Raw genomic sequence first — 21,663 nt, 5'->3', positions numbered from 1 at the left:
CATGGCATCCTATGCATGGGTTCTGGGCGTCCGCCCCGGCTGCGAAGAGGAGTACAAGCAGCGCCATGACGAGTTGTGGCCGGAAATGGACGCGACCTTGCGCAAGTCCGGGATCCGCAACTATCACATCTTCCGTCACGGCCTGACGCTGTTCGGCTATTTCGAGACCGACGACCTGCAGGCCACCATCGACTATCTGAAAAACGACCCGGTGAACGCGAAATGGTCGGAAAGCATGGCCCCGATCATGCAGATCGACATCAACCCGCGCACCGGATTCCCCTTCCTTCTTCCCAAGCAATGGAGCCTTGACCCGTGACCCTTTCAGGCAAGACCGCCCTTGTGACCGGCGGCAACCGCGGCATCGGGCTGGCCGTCGTGAAGGCGCTGGCCGAGGCTGGCGCAACCGTGCATTTCACGGCCCGCAGTGCCGCCAACATCGCCGCCGCCCGGCGAGAGCTTGGCGATCTTCCCGCCACCGGCCACCACGCCGACATGACCGACAGCGTTGCGATGACCACGGTGCTGGAACAGGGCTTCGACATCCTGGTGAACAACGCGGGCATCATCGGCCCGATCGGGCGCATCCTTGATGTCTCGCCCGAGGACTGGGCCCGCAACATCCAGACCAATCTGATCGCGGCCTTTCATGCAACGCAACTGGCCCTGCGCCACATGGTCGGCCAGGGTGGCGGCACCATCGTCAACCTGTCCTCCGGCGCAGCCCACCGGCCGATGGAAGGGTGGAGCGCCTACTGCGCGGGCAAGGCCGGGCTCGCCATGCTGACGCGGTCCGTGCATCTGGAATATGCCGGGCATGGCATCCGCGTCTTCGGATTCGCTCCTGGCGTGGTCGATACCGACATGCAGCGATCGATCCGTGCCTCGGGGATCAACCCGGTTTCGCAGATCCCGCGCGAGAATCTGGCCCCGGCTGACGAGCCAGCGCGCGCCATCGCATGGCTGTGCACCCCGGCCGCCGACGCGCTGGCGGGGCAGGACCTGGACGTGCGCAACCCCGATCTGCGCAGGATGGTCGGCCTGAGGGCGCTGGAATGAAGCGCGTCGTCGTGACCGATGCAACCTTTCCCACCGTGGAAAAGGAAGAGGCAGCCGCCCGCGCCGCCGGCGCGATCCTTGAACGCCATGCCTGCAGGACAGCCGAAGAAGTCGCGGCAGCGGTCAGGGGCGCCGACGTGGTCGTGGTGCAGTTCGCACCACTGACCCGTGACGCCATCGCGGGACTGGCACCTGGTGCCACCGTCATCCGCTATGGCGTGGGCTACAACAACCTGGATGTGGCGGCGCTGAACGACCATGGCGTGAAGGCCGCCTATGTTCCCGACTACTGCACCGCCGAGGTCGCGGACCACACCGCCGCCTCGATCCTGGCACTGCTGCGCAAGCTGCCGGCGCTTGATGCCTCGGTTCGGCGCGGGGAATGGGCGGCGGTGGCCATCTCGAAACCGCTGAAAAGCTTCGGCGAGACGGTCGTTGGCTTCCTCGGCTTCGGCCGCATCGCACAGGAGGTGGCCAGCCGCCTTGCCCCATTCGGTTTTAGGTTTCTGGCGCATGACCCCTATTTCAAGGGTGACTTCCCCGGTCTGACGTTGTGCGATCTGCCCACGCTTCTTGCGGGTTGCGATGCGCTTACCCTGCACGCGCCAGCCACCCCCGAAACCACCAGGATCATCAATGCCGCGACCCTGGCGCAGATGCGGGCAACCGCGATCCTGGTCAATACTGCCAGGGGCGATCTGATCGACGAGGCAGCACTTGCCGCAGCCCTGGCGGCCGGCACCCTTGCCGGAGCCGCGCTTGATGTGTTCCAGACCGAACCCCTGCCGGACGACAGTCCGCTGCGGCAGGCCCCGAACCTGCTGCTTGGCCCGCATGCCGCCTGGTATTCCGATGTGGCGGTGGAACGGCTACAAAGCCTTGTCGCAGATGAAATCACCCGCGCGCTGACCGGGCAGGGGGTGCGCAAGCCCGTGCCCGGCTCGACCGCAAACTGAAGGACGAACCATGAAACTTCTCCGCTACGGGCCGAAGGGGCAGGAAAAGCCCGGCCTCCTCGATGCCTCGGGCACGATCCGCGATCTTTCGGCCCATGTGGCCGACCTTTCCGGCGCTGTCCTGACCGATCTCGACCGGCTGAAGGCCATCGACCCGGCAACCCTGCCCAGGGTCGAGGGCTCGCCCCGCCTTGGCCCCTGCGTCGGTGGCACGGGCAAGTTCATCTGCATCGGTCTGAATTATGCCGATCACGCGGCCGAAAGCGGCCTTCAGGTTCCCCCGGAACCCGTGATCTTCATGAAGGCCACCTCGGCCATCTGCGGTCCGAACGACCCGATCCTCATCCCGCGGGGCAGCCAGAAGACCGACTGGGAGGTCGAGCTTGGCGTCGTCATCGGCAAGCCCGCCAAATACATTAGCGAAGACCAGGCCCTGTCGCATGTGGCCGGCTACTGCGTCATCAACGATGTCAGCGAACGCGCCTTCCAGACCGAACGCGCCGGCCAGTGGACCAAGGGCAAGTCCTGCGACAATTTCGGCCAGACCGGCCCCTGGCTGGTGACGCCCGATGAGGTGCCTGATCCGCAGAACCTTGGCATGTGGCTGACGGTGAACGGTGAGACGATGCAGAACGGGTCCACCCGCACCATGGTCTATGGCGTCGCCCACATCATCGCCTATCTCAGCCAGTTCTTCACCCTGCATCCTGGCGACATCATCTCGACCGGCACGCCACCCGGCGTCGGGATGGGCATGAAGCCGCCGCGCTATCTGAAGGCCGGGGATGTGGTTGAGCTGGGGATCGAGGGTCTCGGCACCCAGAAGCAGACCTGCGTGCAGGATTGACATGACCATCCGCAGCGTTCAGGCCATTCCGGTTGCCTACCCCGAACCGAACGACCATTCCCGCCTGCGCTCTGTCTGCCTGGTGAAGATCACCACAGAGGACGGGGCCGTGGGCTGGGGCGAATGCTGCACCTATTTCCCTGAAGCTTCCCGCGCCGCCAGGGCCCTGGTCGAGGGGATGGCCGAACTGGTGGTGGGAAAGGACGAACTTCACAGCCATGGCATCTGGCTGGCGCTGAAGGAACACAGCTGGTGGTATGGCAACGGTGCCGGGATCGCATCGCTGGCGATTTCCGGCATCGACATCGCGCTGTGGGATCTGAAGGGAAAGGTGCTGGGCCGGTCGTTGCTTGATTTGCTGGGCGGCCCGGTCCGCACCCGTCTTCCTGCAATCGCCTCGATCCACGGGACCAAGGCCTCGATCCCCGAAATGGCCGATGACATACGGGGCTACCTGTCGGGCGGAATGCAGGGCGTGAAGATCGGCTTCGGCAAGAAGGGCAATGCGCATCTTGGCTTCGATCACGCCCGCGATGTCGAATTCGTCCGAACCGTCCGCGCCGCGATCGGCGACAAGCGGCTGATGATCGATCTTGGCATCAAGAACTTCTGGGACGTGCCCACCGCCATCCAGCGGGCCCGCGCGTTCGAGGCCTACGACGTGCATTGGCTGGAAGAACCGCTTGGCGACCACGATCCCGAAGGTTACCGGGCGCTGCGCGCCGCTACCTCTCTCAGGCTCGCCTATGGCGAGAAGGAGTGGAACCACAAGGGAGTGGAGCGGATCGTGGAAACCGGCACCGTCGATGTGGTCGGCCTTGACCCCGGCCGGATCGAGGGCATCACCGGCTTCCTGAAAGCCGCCGAGATCTGCCACGCCCACCGCCGGCAGGCGAACGCCCACAACTTTTCCACCGCCATCGTTTCTGCCGCCAGCCAGGCGCTCAGCTTTGCCTGCCCCGCCTGCAAGGAGCTTGAACTGCAACCCGTCTATGGCCCCGCGCAGAAAGATCTGGTGGACAGGCCGGTCTGGCATACCGACGGCTGGATCAACCTGCCCGAGGGGCCCGGTCTGGGGATCGAAATCAACGAAGACCTTGTGCAATCGGCAAGGCTTGACCGATGAGCCACCTTGACTGGGGCCTTTCCGGAAAGACCGTCATCGTCACCGGTGCAACCGGCGCCATTGGCCGCGCGGTCGCCGAAGGTTTTGCCGAGGCGGGGTGCAGGGTGGCCGTGGTCGATCGCGACCAGATAGCCTGCGACTCCACCGCAAACGCCCTTGGCGGCGGGCACCGCGGCTATGGCACGGACCTGCGGCAGATCGGGCAGCTGCCGGCGCTGGTCGGGCGGATCGAAACCGATCTTGGCCTTGCTTCGGTCCTGGTCAACATCGCCGGGATCATCCTGCGCACGAATGACCTTTTCTCGGTCACCGAAGAAGACTGGGATGCCCAGCACGACATCAACCTGAAGGCACTGTTTTTCCTGACCCAGGCCTTCGCGAAGCGCCTGGCCGACACCGGAACGCCCGGGTCGGTCATCAACTATTCCTCGCAGGGGGCGCTGTCCGGCGGTCTTTCCGGGTCGGTTGTCTACAACGCGACCAAGGGTGCGATCACCACCATGACCCGTGGCATGGCCCGCAGCTGGGCACCTCTGGGTATCCGTGTCAACTCTGTCGCGCCGGGCCTGGTGGACACGCCGATGCTGAAGGTTCCCGGCCAGACCGAGGCCGACCGCGAGGCGATGATCCGGTCGATCCCCATGCAGCGGCTGGGCCTGCCCGAAGACCATGTCGGCGTGACTGTCTTTCTTGCCTCGGACATGGCGCGTTACATGACCGGGGCGATGATCAACGTCTCGGGCGGTCTGCTGATGTACTGACCAGGCAGCGCAGGCCGGGGCACGGATTGCCAGCCGTGATCTCAGGCCGTGGTGATCCTTGCCGCAGCTCGCTGGCCAGCCCAGCGCCCGCTGGCCCAGCAGGCGGTCAGCAGATAGCCGCCGGTCGGGGCTTCCCAATCCAGCATCTCCCCGCAGGCAAAGACCCCCGGCAGGGCGCGCAACTCCAGATCCGGCGTCAGCGCATCCCATCGCACGCCCCCCGCGACCGATATTGCCTCGTCCAGCGGGCGCGGGCCGGCCAGCGGCACCGGCAGCCGCTTCAGCCGGGCCAGCGGCGCGTCACGCGACCATTCCATCACCAGCGCCGCCTGCACCTTGCCAAGCCCCAGCTTGCGCAGGCGGTTCGCCGTGCTTTCAGCCGGTTTCATCCGGGCCAGGCGGGCTGCAACCTGGTCTTCCGTCAGGTCCGGCAGCAGGTCCAACGCAAGCGTCGCCCCCTCGCGCAGGTCGCGGCTGACGGCATAGATTCCGCCCCCCTCGATTCCGCGGGAGGAGATGACGAACTCTCCACGTTCGCGGCGGTTGCCGACCAGCAGCGCCACGCCTTTGACCGGCTGGCCGAAGAACGCGGCCATGCGTTGCGACCAGTCGATCCGGAAGCCCATGTTCGCGGGCTTCCAGTCGGAAATTGCCACGCCCTTTTCCCGCAGCCAGGGAACCCAGGCCCCGTCCGACCCCAGCCTCTGCCAGCTGGCCCCGCCCAGAGCCAGGACGGTTGCATCGGGTGTCAGCACGCGGTCGCCCTCGGGCGTGGCGAAGCGCAGCCCCGCAGCGGCAAACCCCGACCAGCGCCAGCGGGTGCGGATCTCGACCCGCAGCGAGACCAGCCTTTGCAGCCAGGCCCGCAACAGGGGAGAGGCCTTCATCGCCACGGGAAAGACGCGGCCGGACGATCCCGTGAAAATCTCCTGTCCCAGGTCGCGGCACCATTGCTGCACCTCGTCAGGGCCGAACCCGGCCAGAATCGGGCGCAGCTGCGGCGCATCGTAGCGGGATACGAAGGCTTCGCGCGGTTCGTCCCGGGTGACGTTCAGCCCCGATTTTCCGGCCATCAGGAACTTGCGCGCGACCGAGGGTCTGGCTTCGCAGACGATGGTCCGCACCCCGGCTTTCGCCAGCTCTTCCGCCGCCATCAGACCTGCGGGACCGGCGCCTACGACAAGGGCTTCAGCCAAGGGCGCCATCCTGCCGGTTCAGGGCCGGATGCGGCAGTGCTGCGGGGCGGGGCAATGCGGCCTACCTCCGGTTATGGGCGATCCGCCCGATGGTGTTCAGAAGGATCTGCGCCGCCAGGATAGCCGTGGTGCCGGTATGGTCGTAATCCGGGGCGACCTCGACCAGGTCGATGCCGATGATGTTGCCCTGTTTCGTCAGGCCGTCGATCAGCTCCAGCATTTCGTAATACAGGAACCCGCCGTGCGAGGGCGTGCCGGTACCGGGGGCGATCGAGGGGTCGAAGCCGTCGATGTCGAGGGTCAGGTAATAGTCTACCCCCTTCGGAATGCGGGCCAGCGTGCCTTCGATGCCCAGCCTGCGCACCTGACGGACGGACAGGATGTCGTCGCCCATCGCGCGGGCCGCATCGTAGCCATCCTTCGCGGTGGAACTGACGTTGCGGATGCCAAGTGCGGTGATGCCTTTCACATGCGCCTGCTCGGCTGCGCGGCGCATCGGGTTGCCGTGGCCGTGGCGGACGCCGTGGCGCACATCGACAAAGTCCAGATGGGCGTCGATCTGGACGATGTGGATCGGGCGACCTTCGAAGGCGCGGATGCAGGGGATGTTGACCGAATGGTCGCCGCCCAGCACCACCGGCACTGCCCCGGCGGCCAGGATGGCGCGCACCCCCTTTTCGATGTTGGCGTGACTGGTCTCGGTATCCGTGTGGACGATATCGGCGTCGCCGATGTCGAGGATGCGAACACCTTCCAGATAGGTCACGTCATCCTCGTGGTCGTATGCCCCCGAATGGCCGAAGGAAAACAGGGTCGAGGCTTCGCGGATCGCACGCGGCCCAAAGCGGGCGCCGGCGCGGAACTGGGTGCCGAAGTCGAACGGGGCGCCCAGCACTGCAAAGTCTGCTTCGATCCTTGACCAGTCAGGCTGGTAGGGATTCTTGCCGAAGGTCGAGATACCGACGAAGGGCAGGTTCAGGCGGCCGGTCTCGTAGGCGTTCGTCATGGGGTTCCCCCGTTGGTCATGCGTTTCAGGGCGGCAACATGCACCGGATCGGCGGCCAGGGCCTGTTCGGCCAACGACATTGCCGTGTCGATCAGCGCCTCGACGGCGCAGATGCCGTCGATCAGCCCCCAGGCCAGCGCCTCGTCGGTGCCGATCCTTTGCCCGGCCAGCAGCATCAGCTTGGCCCGCGATGGCCCGATCAGGGCGGCAAGCCGGGCCGGATCGGACGGCTGGGGCAGGTAGCCCAGCCGCATGACCGGGTAGAAGAACTGCGCCGACGGCACCGCGATGCGCAGGTCGCAGGCCAGTGCCATGCCCATCGCCCCACCTGCCAGCGTGCCGTTCAGTGCCGCAACGGTCAGACCGGAATAGCCGGCGATGGCAGAGGACAGGGCCTCCCATTCCGGGCTGGCGCCCAGGCCGGCCCGCATCCCGTCAAGGTCTGCCCCGGCGGAAAAGACCTTGCCCGCGCCGGTCAGGATCAGGGCATTGGTCCGGGCCGCCTCTACCGCCCGGCGCAGGTCGGCCAGCATGGCCCCGGTCAGAGCGTTTGCCTTCTCGGGCCGGTTCAGCCGGATCACCGTGCAATTGCGGATCTGCCCTGTCTCGATCATTGCCGTTCTGTCTGTCATTCCCGACCCGGCCTGCATGGCAGACTCCCTTGACGCGTCAGGAGGTGATAGAAAGGATGCCGCATGGAATTCAACCGGAAAGACCCTGCAATGACCCGGATGCTCGCCTCCTCGACCGCATTGGTGCTTTCTCTCTCCGCCACCGGAGCCCTGGCTGATGTCACGCCTGAACAGGTCTGGGAAAGCTGGCAGGCGCTTTATGCCGCAGGCGGACAGCAGATCACCGTCGGCAGCGCCACGCGCAATGGCGACACGCTGGAGGTGTCGGGCCTTGTCGTGACGCACAAGGACGAGCTTGGCGGCACCTATGCCGTCTGCATCGACAGGCTGGATTTCAGCGACAAGGGCGACGGCACGGTTGCGATCACCATGTCCGAAACACTTCCGATGCAACTTGCCTTTCCGGAAACGGACGATGGACCGTCGTCGATCAAGCTGACCATCTCGCAGCCGGGCGCCGTGATCACCGCCGGGGGCACCGTCGAGGCGACGAGATACGATTTCGATGCCCCGACCGTTTCCATCACCCTGGACGAGGTAAAGGACGAGGACGGCAAGGCGCTGGACACCGCGGCGACCATGGTCATGACCGAAGCCCGGGGCAGCTATCTGATGAGCCGTTCGGACGAGACGGTGGCGCTTGACAGCAATTTCACCATCAAGTCGATGGCCCTGGACCTTGCGGGAAACAGCCCCGAGACATCGGGAAAAGGCACCTTCAAGATCTCGATTGCCGATCTGAAGGGCGCGACCAGGGGCAATTTCCTGGGCCCCGAGATCATGGCAAACATGGCCAAGGCCCTGAACAGCGGCTTCAGCACCGACTCGACCTTCTCGTTCGGACCCATGTCCATCGACCTTGACGTGACCGACAGCAATGGCCCGGTCAAGATGGCCGGCACCGCGACCGGGGGCGGCTTCGTCCTGGGGGTGGACAAGACGCGGGTGAATTACGGCACTTCGCTGACCGGGGCGAACTTCAGCCTGTCCGGGCCGGACATCCCGTTCCCGGAACTGACTTTCGGCTTCGGCGAGACCGCGTTCAACGTGCTGATGCCCGCGTCGAAATCCGACACCCCGCAGGACTTTGCCTTCCTGGCCAAGCTTGTGGACCTGACCGTCTCGGAAGATGTCTGGGGCCTGTTCGACCCGGCGGCGACGCTGTCGCGCGAACCGGCGACCTTCATTTTGGACACCAGGGGCACCGGGCGCTGGCTGGCTGACATCATGGACCCGGCCTTCCAATCCACCGGGACAGAGCCTCCGGGCCAGCTGAACTCGCTGGACCTGACGCAGTTCCTGGTCAAGGCGGCCGGGGCGCAGGTGGCGGCTACGGGTGGGCTGACCTTCGACAACAATGATCTCCAGACCTTCCAGGGCATGCCTGCACCCAGCGGCCAGATCAACGTCACGATCACGGGCGTGCAGAAGCTGATCGACAACCTGATCGCAATGGGCCTTATGCCCGACGACCAGGCCATGGGCGCACGCATGATGCTGGGTATGTTCACCCGTCCCGGCTCGGCACCGGACGAGGTGACAAGCCTTCTGGAATTCAAGGACGGCGGCTTCTTCGCCAACGGCCAGCGGCTGCAATAGGCGGGCGGGCCCAGGGGGGCGGTCTTGCACAGCGCCCCCCTTCGGACTACCTAGCCCGACATCATCCGGGACCGATCCATGACCCCCAGTCTTTCCGACCTGACGCAGGCCCTGCTTGACGCTGCACGCAAGGCCGGGGCCGACAGCGCCGATGCGCTGGCGGTGTCCGGCACGGCGCTGTCGATCGAAATCCGCAGGGGCGCGCTGGAACAGGCAGAGCGGTCGGAGGGCGTGGAAATCGGCCTGCGCGTGCTGATGGGCAGGCGGCAGGCTTGCGTTTCGGCTTCGGATACCTCTCCGGCCACGATTCTGGCCCTGGCCGAACGCGCCGTGGCGATGGCCCGCGAGGCCCCGGAGGATCAGACTGTCGGCCTTGCCGACCCCTCGCAACTGGCGCAGGACTGGAACCTTGCCGCGCTGGATCTGGCCGACCCCGCCCCGGAACCCGGCCCCGCGGCCCTGGAAGAGCAGGCCCGCGCTGTCGAGGCCGCGGCCCTTGGCGCAAATGGCATCACCCAGGTCGAAGCCGCCGCCGCCTTTAGCCGCCGCGCGCTGCATCTGGCGGCGACGAATGGCTTTTCGGGGGGCTACGGGCGCACTTCGGTCTCGCTTTCCGCGGTGGCGTTTACCGGCGCGGGCACCGACATGCAGCGCGACTATGCCGGGGAGTCGCGTGTCTATCTTTCCGACATGCCGGATGCCGACAGCATCGGCCGGCTTGCCGCCGAACGCGCCTTGCAGCGCGTGGGGTCGGTGAAGCCCAAGACCGGCACCTATCCGGTGCTTTACGACGAACGGGTTGCGGCATCGCTGGTTAGCCACCTTCTATCGGCGATCAACGGCACGGCGATCGCGCGCGGATCCAGCTGGGCGCGCGACCTTCTTGGCCAACGGATCCTGCCCGCCGGGATTTCCCTGATCGAAGACCCGCACCGCCCGCGCATTTCCGCCTCGCGCCCGTTCGATGGCGAGGGGCTGGCGACCCGCCGCCGCGCGATCGTGGACGATGGTGTGCTGACCGGCTGGGTGCTGGACCTTTCGACGGGGCGCAAGCTGGGCATGCCGTCCACGGCCAACGCCTCGCGCGGGGTCTCGGCGCCACCATCGCCTTCGACCACCAACATCGACCTGACGCAGGGTCAGGTCAGCCGTGACGACCTTCTGGCACAGATGGGCACCGGGCTTTGGGTCACCTCGATGATCGGATCGACGATCAACCCGACGACGGGCGACTATTCGCGCGGCGCGGCGGGGTTCTGGGTGGAAAACGGCCGGATCAGCCATCCGGTCCACGAGTGCACCATCGCGGGCAACCTGCGCGACATGCTGCGCCGCATCATCCCGGCGAACGATGCGCGGCCCCATCTTTCGACGCGCGTGCCCTCGATTCTCATCGACGGGATGACCATTGCCGGCGCGTGACCTGGCCCTGTTGACCGAGGCCGCGCGCGAGGCCGGGCGCATCGCGCTGCGCTACTGGCGCCGCGATCCGAAGGTCTGGGACAAGGGCGGCGAGCATGGCCCCGTCTCGGAGGCCGATCTGGCGGTGAACGACATGCTGAAGCTGGTCCTTCAGTCGGCGCGTCCCGATTACGGCTGGCTGTCCGAAGAGACGCCCGATGACCCTGCCCGGCTGGAGTGCGAAAGTGTCTTCATCATCGACCCGATCGACGGCACACGCGCCTTCATTGCCGGGGAGGAAACCTTCTCCCATTCCCTTGCGGTGGCCCGTCAGGGCCGGGTGACGGCGGCGGTCGTATTCCTGCCGGCGCTTGACAGGATCTATACCGCGTCCGAATCCGCGCCAGCCCTGCGGGATGGCCAGCCGATGGCGGCCAGCCGTCGTGACCGGCTGGAGGGGGCCGACATCCTGACCACCAAGGCCAACATGGCGCCCGAGAAATGGCCCGGAGGCGTGCCCGAGATCTTCCGCCACTTCCGCGCTTCGCTGGCCTGGCGCCTGTGCCTGGCGGCAGAGGGACGCTTCGACGGGATGCTGACCCTGCGCCCTGCCTGGGAATGGGACATCGCGGCGGGCAGCCTGATCGCGGAACGGGCCGGTGCCGTGGTGACAGATGCCAGGGGCGCTGCGCTGCGCTTCAATACGGCCAGCGCCCGCGCCGACGGCGTGCTGGCCCTGCCCCCTGCGTTGCACGCCGAAGCGCTGCGCAGGCTTGGTGCCAGACCCGCCGCTGGTCGATGAGTTCGTCAGGCCTTGCAGGGGTTGCGACGACCAGAGAACGAACCCGCCAGAGAAAGCCGTTTCGCTGACCCTATCGCAGGGCGCGCCCCTTGATGATCGCCTCTGCCCCGAATCTGGCCCGGATCGCATCGGTGGCGCGCTCGGCTGCGGCGCGGCGGCGCGCCTCGGGGTCGAGCAGGTCACCCGACAGGTCGGCGACGGCCTCGGGAGCAAGGTCCGAAATCCCCACGCCGATCAGGCGGAACGGTCCCCGGGTGCCGGCATGGTCGAAAAGATCGCGCGCTGCGCGATAGATGCGATCTGCCAGCTGGGTCGGGTCCGGCAGCGCATGGCGCCGGGTGACAAGCTGGAAGTCGCCGCGCTTCAGCTTCAGCGTCACGGTGCGCCCCGCCAGCCGTTTCGCCTTGGCGCGGTCGGCCACCTGTTCGGCCAGCCGCCACAGATGGCCGTCCAGCAAATCCGGGTCCGAAGTATCCTCGACGAAGGTTGTTTCCTTGGAAATCGACTTCGGCCGTTCATCGCGGTTCACCCGGCGGGTGTCGATACCCTGCGCCAGATGCCAGAGCCGGTCGCCCATCGCCCCGAAGCGCGCGGTCAGATCAGACCTTTCCCAGCGCAGAAGGTCTGCGATGGTGCGGATGCCGGCCTGTTCCAGCGCCGCCTGTGTCGCCGTGCCCACGCCCCAGATGATGCGCACGGGCTTTGGGCGCAGGAAGGACCCGGTTTCCGCCTTGCCGATCACCGAGAAGCCCCGCGGCTTGTCAAGGTCGGAGGCGACCTTTGCCAGGAACTTGTTGTGCGACAGGCCGATCGAGCCGGTAAGGCCCAGCTCTTCCTCCATCCGTTTCGTCAGCCGGGCCAGCAGCACCGCTGGCGGCGCGCCGTGCAGGCGTTCGGTGCCCGATAGGTCGAGGAAGGCCTCGTCCAGCGACAGGGGCTCGATGGCGGGGGTCAGTTCCTCCATCATCGCGCGGATGGCGCGCGAGGCCTCGGCATAGGCGGCGAAGCGGGGCTTCACCACCACCGCCTCGGGGCAAAGCTTCAGCGCCTGGAACATCGGCATGGCGGAGCGCACGCCCCGGATCCGCGCGATGTAGCAGCAGGTCGAGACGACGCCCCGGCTGCCGCCGCCCACGATCACCGGCTGGTCGCGCAAGGCCGGGTTGTCGCGCTTTTCGACGGCAGCATAGAAGGCGTCGCAATCCATGTGGGCGATGGAAAGCCGGGTCAGTTCGTCATGTGCCACCATTCGCGGGGAACGGCAGGCAGGGCAGCGCGCAGGCGTTGCGTCAGTCAGGGTCAGGCAGTCGCGGCACAGGCTGGGCATGGCGGCAAGGCTAGCACTGTGTCAGCTGCCACGCATCTGGTCGATGAAACTGCGCGCCGAGGCAACGCAGCCGCGCATCCGATTGCCGTGCTTGCCGCGAAACGCCCGCTGGCACCGGCAGCCTTCAGAATACGGCATGCGCCCCACGGTCATCGGCGACCTCGCCCCGCAGCATTGCGGCATAGTGGTCCTCCAGACGATCGACGCCGAATTCCGGCGTTGCTTCGGCGTCATAGCGCGCGCCATCCCAGACCAGCATCGATTCGGTCGCATAGTAGCGGCCGATCCGGGCCAGCTGGGCCTTGGCCCGCAGCTTCGGCGCAACGAGGCCCGCGAAGGACAGACCCCGGATGATCCAGTCCATCATCGCGACAGGCACATGCCGGATGCGGACGGGACGGTCGAGAAGCCGTTCCAGGATCGCGGCCTGGTCAAGCGGCGTCAGCGCCGGACCGGGGCCGCCGACCGGCAGGATGCGGTTCCGCTTTGCCGGGTCGGTCAGGCAGAGTGCAAGATAGCGCCCGAGGTCGGAATCCGAGATCGGCTTGCAGGCGGTCAGCCTTCCGTCACCGAAAACCACGAAGGCCCGGCCGGCCTTCACGCGCGGCACCTGTCCTGAAAGCGACTTGAAATAGGCCGTGGGCCGGATGATCGACCAGTCGATCGGCGCCGCCTGCAATTCCGCCTCGAAGGCCAGCTTCGCATGCTGGAATTCCAGCAAGGGCTTCTGGACGCAGATCGCCGACAATAGCACGAACTGCCGCACGCCTTCGGCCAGTGCAGCCCGCAGGGCAGCGGAATGCGCCGCGTGGTCCACCGCCCAGGCATCGCGCGGCTCGCCGGTCCGGCTGGCCAGACACGAGACCACCGCTGCCGGCCTGACAATGCGCATGGCGTCCCGCACCGCCTGCAAATCGGTTGCGGATCCTTCGATCAGCCGGCAGCCTGCCAGAGCGGCCGCATCTGCCCCCTGACGGACCAGTGCCGTCACCTCGAACCCGGCGTTGAGCAATGCCCGCGCGGTGGCCCGTCCGATGGTTCCCGTTCCGCCCAGCAGAAAAACGTCGCGCTGCCCATCGGCCTTGCCCATTTCGTCCCCCGTCAAGGCTGCGGTTGACTGTAGACCCGGTGTCCGGTTCCGGCAAAGCATCCTAGTGGACACGCACGCTTGTGCGGGCAGATCGTCCCTCGGCGTCAATCACGCTGAGCGTGACGAACCCGGTGCCGGGCAGGGCCAGCATCGCCTCGCGCGAGTCCGCCGCGATAAGGACCGGCACGCCATCGGCAAGCCAGGTGAAGGGGCCGGTGCCCCCGGTAACCCTGACCTTCAGCCCGGCAGGCAGAAGCTCTACCTCCGTGCCATCGGGCGGGAAGGCGACGGCGGGCGCGTCGGCAGCCGGCACGAAGGCGGCCATGCGTGACCGGAACCGCTTGAGCGGTTGCGGCAGCTCTGCGTTCGACACCAGCAGCGTGGCAGCGGGCGCGGCGGGTTGCGGGTCCAGCCGACGCTTGAGCCGGTTGAAGGACTGGAACAGCACAGGGGCCGCAACATCCGCCCCGAAGGCACCGGGTACCGGTGTGCCGTCCGCCCGGCCCATCCAGACGCCGACCACATGACGCCCGTCATAGCCGATCGCCCAGGCGTCGCGGTGGCCATAGGAGGTGCCGGTCTTGTAGGCCAGCCGGTTTGACGGCGCCCCCGGCGGCGGGGCCAGGCCTGCAAGGATGTCGCCCACCTGCCAGGCTGCAACCGCCGAGACCACACGCTGCCCTTCAATGGTTTCGGCCCCCAGCCGCCAGATCAGGGGGCGCGCCACGCCGCCCCGGGCCAGCGCCGCATACAATTGCACCATGTCGGTCAGCGTCACGCCGACACCCCCCAGTGCGATTGCCAGCCCTGGCTGGTCGCCCGGAAAGGCCGGCCTCATCCCGGCCTTTTCCATCGCCGAGATCAGTCGCGCCGGGCCAAGCGCCTCTGTCAGCTGCACGACGGGAATGTTCAGCGACAGCTGCAAGGCCTCGCGCAGGCGGATTGTGCCGCGATAGAGCCTGTCGAAGTTCTGCGGCGCATAAGTGCCGAAGGCCATCGGCCGGTCCTCGATCATCGTCTCGGGGTGCCCGAGACCCTCGTCGAAAGTCAGGGCATAGACCAGTGGCTTCAGCGTCGATCCGGGGCTGCGCAGGGCCCGGGTCATGTCCACGAATCCCTGCCGCAGGTCAGCCTGGTAGCCGGCCGAGCCGACGCTGGCGAGGATTTCGCCCGAGGCATGGTCGGCCACCAGGATCGCAACCTGCAACTGTTCTCCCCGGCCCTCGACCGCCTGCACCGCCAGCTCTTGCAGCGCCTTCTGGAGGGTAGCGTCGATGGTCAGGCGGTGTGTGGTCAGCACCGGCTGTTCGGCCCGTGCGCGATCGGCCAGATGCGGTGCGAGGGCGGGAAAGGCCTTGCGCAGGCCGGGGACGGGTTCGCGAAGCGCGGCTTCGGCTTCGGCCGCGTCGATCACGCCGGCACCGACCATCTGCGCAAGCACCCGGTCACGCGCGGCCTCGGCCCGGTCAGCGGCCCGGTCGGGGCGGCGGGTTTCGGGGCTTTGCGGGATGGCGACAAGAAGCGCGGCCTCGGCCGGGGTCAGACGGGCTGGTTCCTTGCCGAAATAGCTGATCGAGGCAGCGCGGACGCCCTCGAGATTCCCGCCGAAGGGCGCAAGGTGCAGGTAGAGCTGCAGGATCTGGTCCTTGTTCAGCCGCCGCTCCAGCGCCAGCGCCACCCGCATCTGCCGAAGCTTGCCCGCGACCTTGCCGGTCGTCCCTTCCTCCAGAAGCCGCGCGACCTGCATCGTCAGCGTCGATCCGCCCGAGACCACCCGCCCGTTCCGCACCGCCTGCGCCACCGCCCGCGCCAGCGACCGCAGGTCCACGCCGCCATGGTCGCGGAAGCGGCGGTCCTCGTAGGCCACCAGCATGCGCAGGTAGAGCGGGTCCACCCGGTCGGGCGGCAGGGCCAGCCGCCAGCGGCCATCGGCGACCGTGTAGGCGCGCAAGAGGTCGCCGTCGCGGTCCAGCACCTCGACCGACATCTCCACCGCGAGGGGCGGCAGGACGGTCGCGTCGATGAAGGCGTCGAACCGGTCCCGGCCAAGCGCCCCGAGCCACAGACCAAGGGCAACGGCAAACAGCCAGCGCGCGCGGATCATCGGCAACCCCCGGCGCAGGACCCGGCGCCCGCGCTCCCCTCCCCCCTCGTGGGGGAGGGAGAGGGAGGGGGGGCCGGGTGCCTGATCAGGGCCTTGGCCCCCCACCCCCATCCCCGCCCCACCAGGGGGAGGGGAGGTGCAGATGGCCGCTGGTCGGTCACGGCGTGACCGTCAGCGTCCCGGTCGCGCTCCGGGCGCGGAAATCGGGGCGATACATGTCCTCGACCGAAGCCGCGGGATGGTGGAACGTGCCCGGGCTGATCGCGCGCACGACATAGGCGAGCCGGAACGGCGCATCCGACCGCCAGTCGATCGCGGCCAGGAACCGGTCCTGCCGGAACTCGGCATGGGCCACCTCCTGCACCGTATCCAGCCAGCCCAGTTCCGAGGTCGAGCCAGCCGACATCAGGTTCGGGTTGTCGATCTCCAGCCCCGCGGGCAGGGGATCGCTGACCATCAGCCGCGCCTCGCCATAGGCGAAGGGCGTGACCTCCAGCACCACCACCAGCCGGGTTCCCGCCGCCACGCTTTCCGGCGAGATCTCCTGACCGTCCATCGTGTAGTAGGTCCGGGTGATCGCATAGCCGTTGCCGCCGGCAGGCTCGGGCTCGGCCGAGACACCGTAGGTCGTCACCGTGACGCTGGTGTCTGGCCCCTCGTTGCGCACGACGACCGGGGTCGCCGCCCCCGCCTCCAGCACCCGGACCAGCGGTCCCTCGGCGGGCTGGCCGTCGAGGGTGATGCCCTCGGCCCCCGGCCGGTCGATCAGCGCATTGGTGGCCAGAAGCGCCCAGGTCGCCTCCTGCGTCGAAAGGTTGGTGCCCTGCGCGGCCAACCGGTCGGTCAGCGCCTCGCGGTCCACCGCGTTCGACCCGGCCTCGACCGCCAGCGTCAGAAGCGCCGCCATGTCACGATAGCGGGTGCCGTAGTCCACCCGCCAGACCTGGCCCTGCTCCGGCCCCTGCGCGTCAAGCTTGGCCAGAGCCTTGCGGAACATCGCATCCGCCCGCGGCTGGTCGCCGTAGGAGGCCAGCGCCGCCGCCAGCTGCGCCTGCGCCAGCGGAGTGGCGAAATCGTCGCCCTTCACATCGGCGTAATAGCGCAGGTCGCCCACCGCCGCCGCGCCCTCGCGGGCCAGCACCATCAGCGCATAGGCCAGCGCCTCGCCGCCGCCGTTGGCTTCCGCGCTGAAGTCGGGCGCATAGTTCACCTGGTTGCGCAGGTTCGCCAGCGCGTTGCGGAAGGCGAGATCAGGCACCCGGTAGCCCTGCGCCCGCGCCCGGCTGAGGAAGTCGGTCACATAGGCGTCGAGCCAGAAATCGCCCTGCTCGGGCCCCCAGAGGCCGAAGCCCCCGGTCGAGGACTGGTTGGCCAGGATCTCCACCACCGCCTCGTCGATCCGGGTCTGGAGGTTCTCGGCCCCCTTCAGGTCCATCACCCGTGCCACCTGGTCGAAGTACAGCAGCGGCAGCGCCTTCGAGGTGATCTGCTCGGTGCAGCCATAGGGATAGCGGTCGAGTGCCGCCAGCATCCCCGGCGCGTTAAGCCGCGCGATCGGGCCGACCGCCATCACCGCCTTGCCCGACCCCGGCACGAGGCCGGCGAACACGTTGCCGTCGAAGGTGAAGCTCTGCCCCGAGGCCAGGTCCACCCGGCTGATCCGCGCCACCTCCGGGTCGTTCACCTGCACCGGGATCGTCAGCGTCTTCTTCAGCACCTTGCCGTCCGGCGTGGTCAGGCTGATGTCGATGCTCTGCACGCCCACATCCCCCGCCGTCACCGGCACCTCGAACACGGCCTTGGCCTTCTCGCCCAGGTCAAAGCCCGAAGGCACCGCGCCGAGCGTCAGCCCGTTCGCGCTCACGTCGAGACTCATCCGCCCCGAGGGCCCGGTGGCATGGACCACCTCAAGCAAAAGCCGCGACGTGTCGCCCGGCGACAGGAAGCGCGGCAGGCTGGCCGTCACCACCACGGGATCGCGCACCAGCACATCGGCGCTCGCCTGCCCGACGCCAGTCTTCGACCAGGCCACGGCCATCACCTTCACCGTGCCGTTGAAGCTCGGCAGGTCGAACGTCGCCCGCGCATAGCCGTCCGCGCCCACCTCGACCGGGCCGGTGAAATAGGCCACCAGTTCCTCTGTGGGCGGCGGCGCCTGCAACCGCGCCTGCGCGCCCGCGTCGCCGCCCGAGCGGACCTCGCCGGTCGCGCCGTTCAACCCGTCGATCAGCCGGCCGTAGATGTCGCGGATGCCCACGCCCAGCCGACGCTGGCCGAAGTAGTGGTCCTGCGGATCGGGGGCCTTGAACCCGGTCAGGTTCAGGATCCCCACATCCACCGCCGCGATGGTGACCCAAGCCGTCTCGCCCGCCGTCACACCTTCGACCTTCACCGCCACGTCCAGCGGCCCGCGCGGCGCGGCTTCGGCCGCGACCTCGACCCTGGCCGCCAGCGCCCGCGCGCCGGGGTCGATCTTGGCATGGGTCAGCCCCAGCGCCCGCGCCGGGTTACGCCCCGCCGCCACATCCATCGGCCGCAGGACCGAGGCGGTGACATAGACCCCCGTGCCCCAGTCATCCGTCACCGGCAGCTGGATCAGGTTCTCGCCCTCCTTGACCTCGACCGCCTGCATGGCGACCAGCCGGTTCGACAGCACCGTGACCAGCGCCGTCCCCGCTGCGCGCGGCACGACGCGCAGGGTCGCCGTCTCGCTGGGGCGATAGGCGGGCTTGTCCAGCGACAATTCCAGCGTGTCGGGCGTGGCCGAGGCATCGGCGGGCGCATACCAGCCGGCATGGAACTGCATCGAGGTCGCCGCGCGGTTGCCGTCGGTGCGCTGCACCAGGATTTCGTAGGTGCCCCATTGCACCGGCGCCGCGATCTCGACCGGGGCCGCGCCCAAGGTGACCTCGCCCTCGGCCACCGGTGTGCGGGTCACCACCGGCTCCCAGCTCCAGTTTCCGTAGCTCTGATACCATTGATAGTCGTATTCGACGCGCGTCACCGTCCACTTGACGGGGGCCGCGACCAGAGTCTCGGCGGCATCGACAGCGATCAGCTGGAACCGGGCCTCGCCGCCTTCGGGCGCCACACCGTCGAACAGCGGCTTCACCCCCAGCAACGGATCGGCGGGCGCGAGCATCCTGGTCATCGACCGTTCCACCGGACGACCCGAGCCTTCGGCGACGCGGATCGTCAGCCGCGCCTCGAGTGGGCGGAAGGGATCGGCCACCTGCGGCAGGAAGACCGGCAGGGTCGCGATGCCTTCGGCATCGGTCTCGCCACCTTCCAGCGGCTGCATTTGTGCGCTGAAGGGTTCGTTGTGCCGGCCGAAGACATAGCCGGGGAATTTCTCCAGCCCTTCGGCTGCCCGAAGCAGGATCTCGCCCTCGATCCGCAGGCCCGCACCCGGCGCGCCAAACAGGTAGCGCGCGGTGACGGTCAGATCGACGGGCGCGGTGTCGGCGACAGACAGGGGTCTGTCGTCCATGGTCAGGTCGAAATCGATGCGCTCGGGCAGGAAGTCCTCGACAAGGAAAGTCTTCGAGGCCAGCGGCAGGGCATCGAGGTCGGCGAACATTTCCAGCCGCCAGATACCGCGCGGGGCGTTGCCGGCGATCGGCTGGCTGAAGACGTAGCCGCCGCCCTGATCCGTGACCGCCGACCGGGCATATTCCACGCCATCGGGTCGCTTTATGACGGCAGTCAGCGGCAGACCTTCGACCGCCTTCTGTTCCGGGTCGCGGGCGAGCGCGGTGAAATAGACCGTCTCGCCCGGGCGATAGGCGCCGCGTTCGGTGGTAACGAACACATCGACCGGCGGCGCAGCCTCGCGCCCCTCTACCCCGCGGTCTGACAGGTCGAACTCCGGCTCGGTCAGCGACAGGAAGCTGATATCCCGGTCCGCGTCTTTCACCACCACCATCGCCGGGGCCGAAGCGCCCGTTCCCCGCGTCAGGCCCGCATCGAAGGCCGCATGACCCATGGCGTCTGTCGTGGCCGTGCCCAGCACCGTGTTGGCGCGGTTCAGCAGCTCGACCGTAACCCCCTGCCTGGCCTCGGCGGTGCCGAGGCTGCGGACGATGACATGCAGCCCGTCCACCCCCGACAAGGTGGTGATGCCCAGGTCCGAGACCACGAACCACTGCCAGCCCGGCGGAATCACGTAGGGATCAGCCCCTGGCACTTCCGCCTTCAGTGCGTATATGCCGGCAGGCCGGCCCTTTAGGGGCTCGCTCATCGGAAGGCGCGTGGTTACGTCGCGGTTCACCTCCTGCCCCACCGTGGCCGATCCGGTCCAGATCCTTTCGCCGACCATGTCGGTGAAGTCGAATTCTGCATAGGTCTGGATCGGCTGGCCGAAGTAGTAACCCTGAATTGCCCGCAGCAGGTTGCGGTCGGTTACGCGATACAGCGCAAGATCCAGCCTGTCGGTGTTCACCGTCTCGACCGGAAGGGTAACGTCTGCCGTATTCGGCAGCACATAGCCCCGGCCGGGGAAGCGGACGCCGGGGTTGCGGTCGCGGACATACTGGGTGATCTCGACCGATCTGGCCAGAACCTGCCCGTCCGCCGCCGGCAGCCCTTCGCGGAAGGTGACGGTATAGCGCTTGCCATGTTCCAGCCCTGCCACGCAAAGCTGCCGCCCGCCGCCGTTTTCCACCACCAGCCCCGGCTCGGTCAGCTGGACGAAGGTGGCGTAATCCACGCCCGAGGCCACCAGATCCTCGCTGAAGGTCGCGCAGAGGCGCGGGCGGGCCAGATCGGACTGCACCTGGGTTTCCTCGATGCGGAAGCCGTATTTGCCGATCGCCGCGTCCAGAAGCGCCGCCGTATCGGTCCGGTTCTGCAAGGACTGCGCCAGCCGCAGCGCCAGCACCGCGTCGCGGCCGCGGCCGTTGCATTCCAGCACTTCGGCCATCACGACCAGGATCGAATGACGCAACGCCGGGCTGTCGGCCCGCAGATAGGCGTTGATCGAGGAACTCAGCGCCTGGCCGTAGAAGAACCACTGCTGGTTGGGATCCTTCTTGCCGGCCTCAAGCTGGCGGCGGGCAAGATCGGACCACGTCGCGGCATCGTCCGTCCGGTTCAGCGCCGCACCGGTATAGGCCGCCGAACCCGCCCAGTCGCCGCGCGATTCGTATTCGGCTGCCATCCGCAGATGTTCCTCGGCCGTCGAGGGGCCGGTGACGTGCTGCCGTCCCAGACCCTCGGCCTGGGCATAGGCGGACGAGATGTCCCAGTCGGGAATGAAGGTCAGTTCGGCCCGACGGTCCGTCGCCGCCGCGCGGATGGCCGCATCGGACGCGACCACGCGCGCCGAATAGGCGCCCTGGAAGAATGTGCCCTCGCCGGGACTGGCCTTGACGAAGCATGAACCGTTGCGGGTGTTGTAGACATAGGCCTCGCAGCGCGCATTGGTCAGGCAGGCGCGTTCGCAGGCCTCGATGGTGGTGTCGAAGATGCTGGCGATGTCGCCGCCTGGAAGATCCTCGTCCTGGGTGACGATTACCCGGCGCTCGGGGATCAGATCCTGCGCCGAGGCCCAGCCGGACATTCCGGCAATGCATGCCGCGAAAACGACTTTCGGAAACCAGCGCATCGAAAATGCCTCCCTTGCGGATGGGGAAAATGTCGCACGGGCCCGTCCGGCCTGACAAGTCGCGCGAACCTCATGGCGTTAAGTCTTGGTTCACTTCGATCAGCGAGGCTAGTGGCGGAAACCGGATGTGCGGACTTTGCTGCAGCCCGGAT

Annotated in this window: 16 protein-coding genes; 9 read left to right on the top strand and 7 right to left on the bottom strand. The window is 67.6% G+C overall.

The annotated features are described in order from the left end of the window. Window position 1: 1 nt before the first annotated feature. The 6 genes from EYB42_RS02225 to EYB42_RS02200 are packed head-to-tail and all read left to right on the top strand — an operon-like array spanning window position 2 to window position 4,749. Complete coding sequence (locus EYB42_RS02225) at window positions 2-319, top strand: L-rhamnose mutarotase (RefSeq protein WP_135447738.1); 318 nt, start codon at window positions 2-4, stop codon at window positions 317-319. Continuing rightward, the gene (locus EYB42_RS02220) at window positions 316-1,059 is read left to right on the top strand and encodes an SDR family NAD(P)-dependent oxidoreductase (protein ID WP_135447736.1); all 744 of its coding nucleotides are present in this window, start codon (window positions 316-318) and stop codon (window positions 1,057-1,059) included. The genes EYB42_RS02225 and EYB42_RS02220 overlap by 4 nt, the downstream gene beginning before the upstream one ends. Then, window positions 1,056-2,015, top strand: a complete 960-nt coding sequence (locus EYB42_RS02215) for a C-terminal binding protein (RefSeq protein WP_135447734.1) — start codon at window positions 1,056-1,058, stop codon at window positions 2,013-2,015. Before EYB42_RS02220 ends, EYB42_RS02215 begins: the two co-directional genes overlap by 4 nt. A 10-nt stretch (window positions 2,016-2,025) precedes the next feature. Then, the gene (locus tag EYB42_RS02210; RefSeq protein ID WP_135447732.1) at window positions 2,026-2,862 is read left to right on the top strand and encodes a fumarylacetoacetate hydrolase family protein; all 837 of its coding nucleotides are present in this window, start codon (window positions 2,026-2,028) and stop codon (window positions 2,860-2,862) included. A 1-nt stretch (window position 2,863) separates the two neighbouring features. Further along, window positions 2,864-3,988 carry a mandelate racemase/muconate lactonizing enzyme family protein gene (locus EYB42_RS02205; protein WP_167850896.1) on the top strand — a complete coding sequence of 375 codons (1,125 nt, stop codon included), beginning with the start codon at window positions 2,864-2,866 and terminating at the stop codon, window positions 3,986-3,988. Beyond that, complete coding sequence (locus EYB42_RS02200) at window positions 3,985-4,749, top strand: SDR family NAD(P)-dependent oxidoreductase (protein WP_135447728.1); 765 nt, start codon at window positions 3,985-3,987, stop codon at window positions 4,747-4,749. Before EYB42_RS02205 ends, EYB42_RS02200 begins: the two co-directional genes overlap by 4 nt. 41 nt (window positions 4,750-4,790) lie before the next feature. On the opposite strand, the gene EYB42_RS02195 is transcribed toward EYB42_RS02200, so the two are convergent. From EYB42_RS02195 to EYB42_RS02185, 3 genes are read right to left on the bottom strand one after another with little or no spacing between them, the layout of a single operon-like run. Next, entirely contained in the window at window positions 4,791-5,954 is a 1,164-nt protein-coding gene (locus EYB42_RS02195) for a BaiN/RdsA family NAD(P)/FAD-dependent oxidoreductase (protein ID WP_135447726.1), read from the bottom strand. 52 nt (window positions 5,955-6,006) lie between these two features. Beyond that, window positions 6,007-6,951, bottom strand: coding sequence for an agmatinase (speB, locus tag EYB42_RS02190; RefSeq protein ID WP_135447724.1), 945 nt, complete (start codon window positions 6,949-6,951; stop codon window positions 6,007-6,009). Continuing rightward, on the bottom strand, window positions 6,948-7,565 hold the full coding sequence (locus EYB42_RS02185; protein ID WP_135447983.1) for an enoyl-CoA hydratase/isomerase family protein: 618 nt from the start codon (window positions 7,563-7,565) through the stop codon (window positions 6,948-6,950). Before EYB42_RS02185 ends, speB begins: the two co-directional genes overlap by 4 nt. 81 nt (window positions 7,566-7,646) lie before the next feature. Here EYB42_RS02185 and EYB42_RS02180 point away from each other — a divergent pair, with 81 nt between their 5' ends. From EYB42_RS02180 to EYB42_RS02170, 3 genes are all read left to right on the top strand, one after another. Continuing rightward, a complete protein-coding gene (locus EYB42_RS02180) occupies window positions 7,647-9,182 on the top strand; it encodes a DUF2125 domain-containing protein (protein WP_135447722.1) in 1,536 nt (511 codons plus the stop codon). A 78-nt stretch (window positions 9,183-9,260) separates the two neighbouring features. After that, window positions 9,261-10,604, top strand: a complete 1,344-nt coding sequence (locus EYB42_RS02175) for a TldD/PmbA family protein (protein WP_135447720.1) — start codon at window positions 9,261-9,263, stop codon at window positions 10,602-10,604. Further along, the gene (locus EYB42_RS02170) at window positions 10,591-11,385 is read left to right on the top strand and encodes a 3'(2'),5'-bisphosphate nucleotidase CysQ (protein ID WP_135447718.1); all 795 of its coding nucleotides are present in this window, start codon (window positions 10,591-10,593) and stop codon (window positions 11,383-11,385) included. Before EYB42_RS02175 ends, EYB42_RS02170 begins: the two co-directional genes overlap by 14 nt. Window positions 11,386-11,455: 70 nt before the next feature. On the opposite strand, the gene EYB42_RS02165 is transcribed toward EYB42_RS02170, so the two are convergent. From EYB42_RS02165 to EYB42_RS02150, 4 genes are all read right to left on the bottom strand, one after another. After that, a complete protein-coding gene (locus tag EYB42_RS02165; protein ID WP_135447716.1) occupies window positions 11,456-12,712 on the bottom strand; it encodes a DNA polymerase IV in 1,257 nt (418 codons plus the stop codon). A 124-nt stretch (window positions 12,713-12,836) separates the two neighbouring features. After that, a complete protein-coding gene (locus EYB42_RS02160) occupies window positions 12,837-13,802 on the bottom strand; it encodes an NAD(P)H-binding protein (protein WP_135447714.1) in 966 nt (321 codons plus the stop codon). Window positions 13,803-13,863: 61 nt separating this feature from the next. Beyond that, window positions 13,864-15,906, bottom strand: a complete 2,043-nt coding sequence (gene pbpC, locus EYB42_RS02155; RefSeq protein ID WP_135447712.1) for a penicillin-binding protein 1C — start codon at window positions 15,904-15,906, stop codon at window positions 13,864-13,866. Window positions 15,907-16,063: 157 nt separating this feature from the next. Continuing rightward, the gene (locus EYB42_RS02150) at window positions 16,064-21,511 is read right to left on the bottom strand and encodes an alpha-2-macroglobulin family protein (protein ID WP_135447710.1); all 5,448 of its coding nucleotides are present in this window, start codon (window positions 21,509-21,511) and stop codon (window positions 16,064-16,066) included. Window positions 21,512-21,663: the final 152 nt, after the last annotated feature.

Origin of the sequence: Tabrizicola caldifontis (assembly GCF_004762095.1) — a bacterium.
Taxonomy (GTDB): domain Bacteria; phylum Pseudomonadota; class Alphaproteobacteria; order Rhodobacterales; family Rhodobacteraceae; genus Tabrizicola; species Tabrizicola caldifontis.
Note: the sequence above shows the minus strand (reverse complement) of the source record. Positions and strands in the feature narration are given on the sequence as shown.